This is a genomic window from Kocuria gwangalliensis (assembly GCF_039544365.1).
Classification (GTDB): domain Bacteria; phylum Actinomycetota; class Actinomycetes; order Actinomycetales; family Micrococcaceae; genus Kocuria; species Kocuria gwangalliensis.
In genome coordinates, this window is the sequence record NZ_BAABLN010000005.1 from 141,770 (window position 1) to 150,695 (window position 8,926).

Genomic DNA, 8,926 nt, shown 5'->3' on the forward strand with positions numbered 1-8,926 from the left:
ACGCATCACGATGTCCACAGATAACGACGGCCTCAGATGCTCGTCGCTGGCGGCAGCTCCCGGATCCGCCGGTAGAGGGTAGCCCTCGACATCCCGAGGTCGCGGGCGACCTGGGTAGCCGGCTCCCCACCGTCAATCAGTCGGAGGGCGTTGCGGATCTGGGAGTCGGTGAAGGTCGGGCGGCGCCCGCCGAGGTCCTGGCCGGCGGCCCGGCGCTTGGCCACCGAGTCGGTGATCCGCTCCCGCTTGATCTCCAACTCCATCTGGGCCAAGGCCGCCATCACCGTGAACACCATCGACCCCATCGGGGTGGCCGTGTCCACGTCTCCCCCACCCAGGTTGAGCACCCTCAGCCCCGCTCCCCTCGCCCGCAGTGCCTCGGCGAAGGCCAGCATGTTCTGCGTCGAGCGGCCCAGCCGGTCCAGCGTGGTGATCACCAGAGTGTCCCCCGACTCGAGCGCAGCGACCGCCCGGTCAAACTGCGGACGCGAAGCACGCCCTCCAGACACTCCACTGTCGACATAGATGTCATCGCGCCGCACACCGGCACCCAGGAGGTCAGACACTTGACGGTCTGCGTCCTGCTGCCGCGTCGACACTCGGGCATAGCCGATCAGCTTCCCCATGTCCACCCCATCTGTCTCGCAACCGACGTTGAGTATCTGATTCTAGGGGTATGGATAAAGCACATAGCTACGAGACAGGCCGAACCGCGGAAACATGCGGTGTGAATCGCAGCGCTAATTGGCCGTGTTCTGACAGCGCTATTTGTCACCTACTGATGCCCGTAAGTCGATCATTCGCGAATTGTCTATTTCAACGGCGTCCAGCCCACGGGTAGCGGGCCGTCGAGCATTGCACGCTGACGGTCGGCGCGCTCCGACCACCCCTGTCCGCCGTCGGCGAGTTCGTGCTCAGCTACAGCTCCGCGAGCTACACGAAAGCCGACATCGTCCACTGTGGCATCCGGTGCATTCCCTCTGCGAACACCCACCCGGCAACTCCATTGTGGGTCTGCCCAACCGCCGCCTTTGAGTACTCTGTAGTCGCCGTATCGTGCAGGGTCGAGGCGGTCCCAGCACCACTCCCAGACGTTGCCGAGCGTGTCGAAGAGTCCGTATGCATTAGCGTCTTTACTTGCAGAAGGCTGCGGGCCGGTCGTGCCGTCCTCCTCTGTCCAAGCGATCTGATCGAGCGGACCGTGGCGGGGCCCTATAGAGCCGCCCATGCTGCCGTGAACCTATTCGGCTTCGGTGGGCAGCCGATACCCCTCGGCCCGTGGATTCCAGTGAACAGTGTCACTGCCGATGAGGTAGGCGGGCTGCAATCCCTCGTGCTTGGATACACTGTTGCACCATGCGACGGCCTCTCGCCACGTCACACCGGACGCGGGCAAAGAGCGATCGTCGGGAGCTGTTTCTGTGTTCCGTCCAGCCATGAGATCGGTCTCGCTGACAGCAACTGTGCTCAGCCAGAATGAGACGAGGGCGACGTGCCTCTCGGTCCCGCGTCGCGCGTCTGTGAGACGAACCTGACCGCCGGGGATATGAGAGAACCGCACAGAATGAGCCTAGGTCAGGTCTTCATGCGATTCCAGGCGTCAGCGGGCGAAGGTTAGCTACGCGAGTAAAAGAGCGGAACATCGTGACATCTATCATCTGTGAATTGCAGCGACAAGTGGCGATGTTCTGGCGGAGCTAAATGACGGCATCGAAGTCATGTGGCTCGATCGAGGTTGTCGGGTCGGTCAGGCTCCGGGTGATCGACGGGTTGACCGGTCTCGGGTGGGCGTTCCACTTCCTTGGTAGTGGGACGGTAGGCAGCGAGATCCCTGTCCGAGGACTTTGGATAGCAAATGGTGTCCCAAAAGTTGAGCCCAAAATGCTATCTCAATTGGACCGTGCGGAACCGACTTCCGGTACGCTGAGGGCATGGAATTGGGGTACGCGCGGGTGTCGACGGCCAAACAGGACCTCGACCGGCAGATCGATGCCCTGCGCCAGGTCGGCATCGCCGCGGAGCGGATCTATGTGGACAAGAAGTCCGGAGCCACCACGCAGCGTCCCGGTTTGGCCGCGGCCCTGGCCTACGCCCGCCAGGGTGATGTGATCGTGGTGCACACCCTGGACCGGCTCGGGCGCACGGTGCGCGACACCTTGAACCTCATCCACGATCTGGCCGAGCGGGGGGTGGGGGTGCGCAACCTGGCGGATCCGATCAAGGTGGACTCCACCAACCCAAGTGATCCGATGGCCCAGCTGGCGGTGGTGCTGCTGGCGCTGTTCGGGCAGATGGAACGCACCTACACCCTCGAGCGCGCCGCCCACGCCCGGGCGGTGGCTACCGCCAAGGGCCGGCGGATCGGGCGGCCCACGGTGGTGGACCCGGACAAGCTGGCCTACGCGGAGCATCTGCGCGGCACCGGGCACACCATGGCCGAGATCGTGGCCAAGACCGGGATCACCCGCACCAGCCTCTACCGCCACCTACCACCCCGGCCACCGGAACCGGTGACCGCGACCGGCCCCGGTACCGGTCCCGAGATCTGAACCCACGTAGGTGATCGCGATGGCACAGCTGACCCCGCAGGAAAAGGTGATGCTGTTGCGCCAGCACGAAGACGGTGTTCCCTGGACACGCATCGCGGCGGAGTCCGGCGTGCCCCTACGGACACTCACGCGCTGGTCCGCGAAGTACCGCGCCGCCCCGACCTCCCGTGGTCTGCAACGTCCCCACCGAGCCGACCGCGGGACGAGGCGCATCCCGTCCGAGCTCGTCGAGATGATCGAAGCGCTGGCGCTTGGCTGTCCCGAGCCTACGGCAGCGTTCGTCCATCGCCGCGTGGGCGACATCGCGAACGACCGGGGACTCACCGCGCCGAGCTACTCCAGCGTCCGGGCGATCATCGGCGCCATCGACCCGGGTCTACGCACGCTCGCGCAGGACGGGGATACCGCGTACCGGGACCGGTTCGAACTGGTCCTCCGCCGCACCGCCGCGCGCCCGAACGAGCAGTGGCAGGCCGATCACACGCTCCTGGACGTTGCGGTCCTGGACAAGACCGGCGCCCCGGTGCGGCCCTGGTTGACGGTGCTGCTGGATGACTACTCCCGCGTCACCACCGGCTACACCCTCTTTCTCGGTAGCCCGACAGCCGAGCAGACAGCACTCGCCCTGCACCAAGCCATCAACCCCAAGACAGACCCTGCCTGGCCCGTCTGCGGCCTGCCCGAGGTGCTCTACAGCGATCACGGCTCGGACTTCACCTCCGCGCGCCTCGAGCGGGTCTGCCTAGACACGCACATCCAGCTGATCCACTCCCGGATCGGCGTACCGCAAGGACGCGGGAAGATCGAGAGGTTCTACGGCTCCATCACCACCGAACTCCTGCCGCATCTGCCCGGGCACATCCCGCACGGAACGAACGGAGAGCCCATCACGCCTGCGACGCTCACCCTCGAGCAGCTCGACGCGATCATGGAACAGTTCATCGTCACCGAGTACAACCAGCGCCCGCACTCGGAAACCGGCGAAGCCCCTGCCCACCGCTGGGGCGCATCCGGATTCATCCCCCGCGCGCCGGCGCACCCCGAAGACCTTGACCTTCTCCTGCTGACCGCGGCTGCGACGCGGAAGGTACAACGCGACGGGATCCAGTTCGCCTCCACCCGGTACGTGTCCCCAGTGCTGGCCGCCTACGTCGGCGAACATGTGACCGTGCGCTTCAACCCGCGCGACGTCGGCGAAATCCGCGTCTACTTCAACGATGAGTACCTCTGCCGCGCGATCGCTCCCGAGCTCGCCGCCGAATCCATCTCGCTCCACGAGCTACAAGCCGCCCGGTCCCAACGGCGGCGCGACCTCAAGCAACAACTACGGCAACGCCGCAGCCTCGCCGATGCGCTGCCCACCGACACCCGGTACCTCCCGCCGGCACCTGCCAACGAGGAGCCGGTACCCATCGAAGAAGACCCGCCACCACACGGATTGCGCCTCTATGCGACCGAATAACCCCGCACACACCCTCCTGGGCAAAGACGACGACGGTCGCCGATTCCTCACCGGCGAGTTCGAGGAGGTGAACAGCAGTGCCCCGCCAACAGCCGAGCCGCCACCCTTCCAGACCACCCGTGAGCATCGCCGCTTCACCGAGTTCGCCGACGCTGTGCGGACCCACCGCTACATCGGGCTGTGCTGGGGACCGCCCGGGGTGGGCAAGACCCTCTCCGCCCGGCACTACGCCGGCACCGACCAATGGGAGCAATGGCAGTGCGTCTTCACCGACGACCTCGGCCCAGTACCGGAACGCGTGCTCGATGCCCGCACCGCGTTCTTCACCCCCACTGTCGCCGCCACTGCCCGGCAGATCGACCAGGGCCTGCCCCGGGCCTGCCAGCAGATCTCCTTCGCCGTGGACTATGCCGAGCACGGCCTCGTGGACCCCTATGTCCACATCGAGTCCCGCTCCAGCGGCCGCACCGAACTACTCATCATCGACGAGGCCGACCGCCTCAAAGCCACCGGACTCGAGCAGGTCCGCGACTACTTCGACCGCCACCACATGGGCGTCATCCTGATCGGCATGCCCGGAATCGAGAAACGCCTCGCCCGCTATCCTCAGCTCTATAGCCGGATCGGCTTCGCCCACGAGTACCGCCAGCTCACCCCCGACGAACTCACCGCAGTCCTGACCAGACGACTTCCCGCAGCCGCGGACCCAGCAGACGGCGGCGTCGCCCACGCGACCGCCGTCGCGACTATCGTCCGAGTCACCGCGGGCAACTTCCGCCTCGTCGACCGACTGCTCACCCAGATCGAACGCGTACAAGCCGTCAACAACCTCGACGAACTCACGCCCGAGATCGTCGAAGCCGCGCGACAGGCCCTCCTCATTGGCCACTAAACGACGCGAGAACCACGCCACTTACCGATGCGACTTACAGCGTGGAGGGGTCGTAGACCCGCTCCTGCCCGGTCGGTGCGCCCGGGGCCGGTTCCACGGCGTGGGCGGCGGTGATGCCGCCGAGGGTCAGGGCCGCGGCGGCGGGGACGATCAGGAGCACGGGTCGCAGGCTCATCGAAAGGGCCTTTCTACTGGTCAACACACAGTTTGTTGCAATAGCAACGCCTTCATCTAAGCGCATTTACCATCGCGATATGGTCACGGAAAGGTATCGATTATGCTAATGCAAATCGATGTGTTACGGGGCTGCTTGGGCAGTGCCTGCCCGGGCTGGACCCACCCTCGCGCGCGCTGCAGGTCTTCTCGCCTGCTGTACGCCGGTCCTACCGTTCCGTTCCTCCTCGTCCCCTCTGCGTTCTCGGCCGCACTTCCCCGGGCCAGGAGATGTCTCGGGGCTCCGGGTGATCGATTTCCTCTCATCGAAGTAACCACGGGCGGTGGTCCTCGTGATGCAATCGTGAGGTGACTAGTGCAAACACCGTGCATAGCCTGTTCACACTCGCACTACACCGCCGGATCGCTCCGGCTTCCACCTGGAGGTTGACATGCGCCATAGCATCCGCACCGCATCCGGCACGCTCGGGATCGCCGCCCTCGCCCTGACCCTGTCCGCGGGCCCGGCCACCGCCGCCCCGGCCGGCCCGGGGATCCCGGACTGCTCGACCGTCCCGGGGTCCGTGGCGCCGTCCCCCACGGTCCCCCGACCCGTGCACGACCGCGGGGTCGTCGTCTACGAGGCCGGCGACGTCGAGCTGCACATCTCCCAGAATGCCGAGGGGGACATCGTGGTCGAGGTCCCCGGTCCCGTGTCGACGGCGTCGAAGCAGGAGCTGAGCTACATCGGGCCCGAGGGCGTCGGGTCTGCGTCGGCCGCCCTGTGCGGATCCACCGCTGTGGTCCCGGTGGAGGCCGACGGCACCTACCGGATCCGCTACCGCGACACCGACGGCAACACGATCCGGGCCATCGGGGAGGCCACCGCGGTCGTGCGCGACGGGCAGCTCAAGCGCGTGTTCACACCCAACTACCGGCGCGGGGAGACCGTCTCGGTGTCCAACACCGCCCGCGGCACCTTGGTCGTGAAGGTCCCGCGCCACCGCGCGGACGACGTGGCCTGGTCGCTGCACCGCGACGGCGTCACGGTGCGGCTGAACACGGACCAGCTGGCCACCACCCGGCTCCCCGGCCTGCCCGACGGTCACTACGCCCTGTCCGCCAGCTCCGGGGACCAGGCCGGGCCGCTGTCCGCCACCACCATCACCTTCACGGTGCGCAACGGCTGGATTACCGGCTGACCCGCCCCGCCCCGGGGCCCGGCCCACACCGGGCCCCGGGGCGGGCGCCGCTACGTGGCGGCCCAGCACCGGTGAGCGGGCCCGAGCGTGGGTGGAAGGAACTTCCGCACGGAACTCCTGTCTCCGATCCCCATCCGCTCGAACCCACGACGTCGCATGCTCGTGCAGCCGACCCCGGGAGACAGCAAGTACCCCAGGACCGAAGCGGGCGTGAGAGCCATGCATAAACAGTCGTTATCGGTACCCACTCCCGCGCCACGATCACGGCTCTGCTCGGCACCTGGATCTGCCTCCACCCGTACGTGAAAATCACCGAGGAGTGGCAGCGCGACCCCAAGCAGCTCTCCCACCTCGGCTTCTCAGACCCTCTGCGCCACGTCAGCCCCGTCGCCGGTCCTCCCGCCGGGCGGTGGGGTGGGCCGCTAGCATGACCTCGGACGCCCTCCCCGGCGCCGCCTACCCCGTTACCTTTTTCATGACGCCGGTGTCCGGGAGGATGAAGGCGTAGGTAACCAGCCGGCCCCGGCATGATGTCCGCCCCCAGTCGCTTATGATCGCAGGCGGTGTAGTCACCGGGGCCGGTACTGGTTCACACGGACCGCTAATAGAAGCACGACCCGTCAGGCGGGACTTTGTAACGTGGATGCGGGCGAGTGAACCACCTGGTCACCTCACCCCCACCCCTGCGTGATGAAGAAGGTGACCACCATGGAACACCAGCTCTACCTCGGGATCGACGTCGGCAAGACCGCCCACCATGCCACCGGTTTGAGCGCTGAGGGCACTGTCGTGCACGATAAATCCCTCCCGCAATCCGAACCCAAGATCCGTGAGCTCCTCCAGGACCTAGCCGCTACTCACGGGCCTGTGCTGGTGGTTGTGGATCAACCCAAGACCATCGGTGCCCTGGTGATCGCGGTGGCCCAGGATCTGGGCATCGAGGTGGCTTACCTGCCCGGGCTGACCATGCGCCGGGTCGCGGACCTGCACCCGGGGCAAGCGAAAACCGATGCCCGGGATGCGTTCATCATCGCCAACACCGCCCGCACCATGGCCCACACCCTGCGTGGGATTACCCTGACCGAGGAAGACATCGCCGAACTGTCAATGTTGTGTGGGTTCGATGATGACCTCGCCTCCCAGATCACCCAAGTCCGCAACCGGCTGCGCGGGTTCCTCACTCAGATCCACCCCGCCCTGGAACGCGTGCTGGGCCCGCGACTGGCCCACCCAGGGGTGATCGCCCTTTTGGCCCGGCACTCTTCCCCGGCCCGATTGAAGACCGCTGGCCGCGGCCATGTACGAGCTCTACTGAAGAAGCACGCGCCCCGGTTGGCGGAGAAACTCACCGAGGAGATCTTCACCGCCCTGGCCGAACAAACCGTGATAGTCACGGGCACCTCGGCGGCGGAGAAGATCATCGGGCGCCTGGCCGACCAGCTCGCGCAACTGGGCGCCCAGCGGGTGGAGATCGAGACCGAGATCCTCACGGTGGTCGATACGCACCCTCTCACCCAGGTCCTGACCTCAATGCCCGGGGTAGGGGTCAGGACAGCAGCACGGCTGCTCACCGAAGTCGTGGGCAAGGACTTCAAAGACGCCGGACACCTGGCTTCCTACGCCGGGATCGCACCCGTGACACGCAGGTCCGGGACCTCGATCCGCGGGGAATCACCCTCCCGGCGGGGCAACAAGGTCCTCAAACGGGCTTTGTTCCTCTCCGCCTTCGCCTCGCTGAGTGCTAGCCCCGCTTCACGGGCCTATTACGATCGAAAACGGGCCGAGGGTAAACGCCACAACCAAGCTGTGATCGCACTGGCCAGACGACGAACCGATGTGCTCTACGCCATGTTGCGCGACGGATCTTTCTACCAAGAACCCACCCCAACGACCGTGGCCCTAGCCGCTTGACGAAAACCATAGAAGCACCCCCCACCCTGGATGCCTCAACCACTACCCGCCCCCTGTGACACGACACCGGCACCGCTCGCGTGTCAGAGATCTCCTTCTCCAGTGCAGCCCACCCCGTGGCTAGCCGCTCGGAGTTGATGTGCTCCGTGGCTCGACGCGTTGCCGTCAGATTGTGGAGATAGGACGCCCGCTGTTGCGCCCAGGACTCGAAGTGTCGATCGAACGCCGCCAGTCGCTGCATCTGTTCGACGTAGGCCCGATCGAAATACGCCTCTAACTGTTCGCTGAGGTCAGGTGAAGCGGTCTGCTGCCCGAACGGACAGACACCGTGCGTGTGTTCGAGATGGGCGCGCCCGTGCTGCACCCAGTCGGCATTGCTGAGCTGCTGGATAGAGGGCGTGAGGTGCACATCCCCGCCACCCACGGCCGCCACGCCCAAGAGCGAGTGGCCGGGCGCGTCTTCGATCCTGATGTCGCGTCCAAGAGGAAGTTCTTGGATCGGTTGCGCCTCCTCGCTAAGCCTCGATCCACCGACGCGGGTTCGGGCCGGCGGCCGATATCCCGGATCGGCACTGAGCCGTTTTTTGGCGTGACGTGGTGGCCGGCCTCGCTGCCGGTGGTGTTCCACTGTTGGTCTTTCGGTTGTGCCGGGGCGCGGCGTTCGGTTGGTTGGTTATGCCGATTGTGGTGGCGGGTGGATGGCGGTGAAGAGCCGTTCGAGTCCCTGTTGCCAGGGCCAGGCCTCGGGCAGTCTGAT

Annotated in this window: 7 protein-coding genes and 2 pseudogenes; 5 read left to right on the forward strand and 4 right to left on the reverse strand. The window is 66.0% G+C overall.

The window, feature by feature from the left end; translation table 11 throughout:
* Positions 1-32: 32 nt before the first annotated feature.
* Positions 33-626, reverse strand: coding sequence for a recombinase family protein (locus tag ABEA06_RS03150; RefSeq protein ID WP_109222935.1), 594 nt, complete (start codon positions 624-626; stop codon positions 33-35).
* Between the two features lie 185 nt (positions 627-811).
* Positions 812-1,438 (reverse strand): annotated as a pseudogene (locus ABEA06_RS03155) (formylglycine-generating enzyme family protein).
* A gap of 493 nt (positions 1,439-1,931) precedes the next feature.
* Between ABEA06_RS03155 and ABEA06_RS03160 the strand changes: the two are divergent.
* The 3 genes from ABEA06_RS03160 to ABEA06_RS03170 are packed head-to-tail and all read left to right on the forward strand — an operon-like array spanning position 1,932 to position 4,903.
* Positions 1,932-2,549: a recombinase family protein gene (locus ABEA06_RS03160; RefSeq protein ID WP_345310514.1), complete on the forward strand. Its 618-nt coding sequence runs from the start codon at positions 1,932-1,934 to the stop codon at positions 2,547-2,549.
* Positions 2,550-2,568: 19 nt separating this feature from the next.
* A complete protein-coding gene (locus ABEA06_RS03165; RefSeq protein WP_345310515.1) occupies positions 2,569-4,011 on the forward strand; it encodes a Mu transposase C-terminal domain-containing protein in 1,443 nt (480 codons plus the stop codon).
* Positions 3,998-4,903, forward strand: a complete 906-nt coding sequence (locus tag ABEA06_RS03170) for an ATP-binding protein (protein WP_345310516.1) — start codon at positions 3,998-4,000, stop codon at positions 4,901-4,903. The genes ABEA06_RS03165 and ABEA06_RS03170 overlap by 14 nt, the downstream gene beginning before the upstream one ends.
* Positions 4,904-4,937: 34 nt before the next feature.
* On the opposite strand, the gene ABEA06_RS03175 is transcribed toward ABEA06_RS03170, so the two are convergent.
* A complete protein-coding gene (locus ABEA06_RS03175) occupies positions 4,938-5,078 on the reverse strand; it encodes a hypothetical protein (RefSeq protein WP_345310517.1) in 141 nt (46 codons plus the stop codon).
* Between the two features lie 430 nt (positions 5,079-5,508).
* Between ABEA06_RS03175 and ABEA06_RS03180 the strand changes: the two genes are divergently transcribed.
* Both ABEA06_RS03180 and ABEA06_RS03185 read left to right on the forward strand, forming a co-directional pair.
* A complete protein-coding gene (locus tag ABEA06_RS03180; protein WP_345310518.1) occupies positions 5,509-6,258 on the forward strand; it encodes a hypothetical protein in 750 nt (249 codons plus the stop codon).
* A 690-nt stretch (positions 6,259-6,948) separates the two neighbouring features.
* Positions 6,949-8,169: an IS110 family RNA-guided transposase gene (locus ABEA06_RS03185; RefSeq protein WP_345310519.1), complete on the forward strand. Its 1,221-nt coding sequence runs from the start codon at positions 6,949-6,951 to the stop codon at positions 8,167-8,169.
* A 139-nt stretch (positions 8,170-8,308) separates the two neighbouring features.
* Here ABEA06_RS03185 and ABEA06_RS14530 read toward each other — a convergent pair.
* Positions 8,309-8,797: pseudogene (locus ABEA06_RS14530) on the reverse strand (AAA family ATPase); the annotation flags it as partial.
* Positions 8,798-8,926: the final 129 nt, after the last annotated feature.

Coding starts and splice junctions, on each gene's coding strand:
- ABEA06_RS03150 (WP_109222935.1), bottom strand. CDS start 626: ATGGGGAAGCTGATCGGCTATGCCCGAGTGTCGACGCGGCAGCAGGAC.
- ABEA06_RS03160 (WP_345310514.1), top strand. CDS start 1,932: ATGGAATTGGGGTACGCGCGGGTGTCGACGGCCAAACAGGACCTCGAC.
- ABEA06_RS03165 (WP_345310515.1), top strand. CDS start 2,569: ATGGCACAGCTGACCCCGCAGGAAAAGGTGATGCTGTTGCGCCAGCAC.
- ABEA06_RS03170 (WP_345310516.1), top strand. CDS start 3,998: ATGCGACCGAATAACCCCGCACACACCCTCCTGGGCAAAGACGACGAC.
- ABEA06_RS03175 (WP_345310517.1), bottom strand. CDS start 5,078: ATGAGCCTGCGACCCGTGCTCCTGATCGTCCCCGCCGCCGCGGCCCTG.
- ABEA06_RS03180 (WP_345310518.1), top strand. CDS start 5,509: ATGCGCCATAGCATCCGCACCGCATCCGGCACGCTCGGGATCGCCGCC.
- ABEA06_RS03185 (WP_345310519.1), top strand. CDS start 6,949: ATGAAGAAGGTGACCACCATGGAACACCAGCTCTACCTCGGGATCGAC.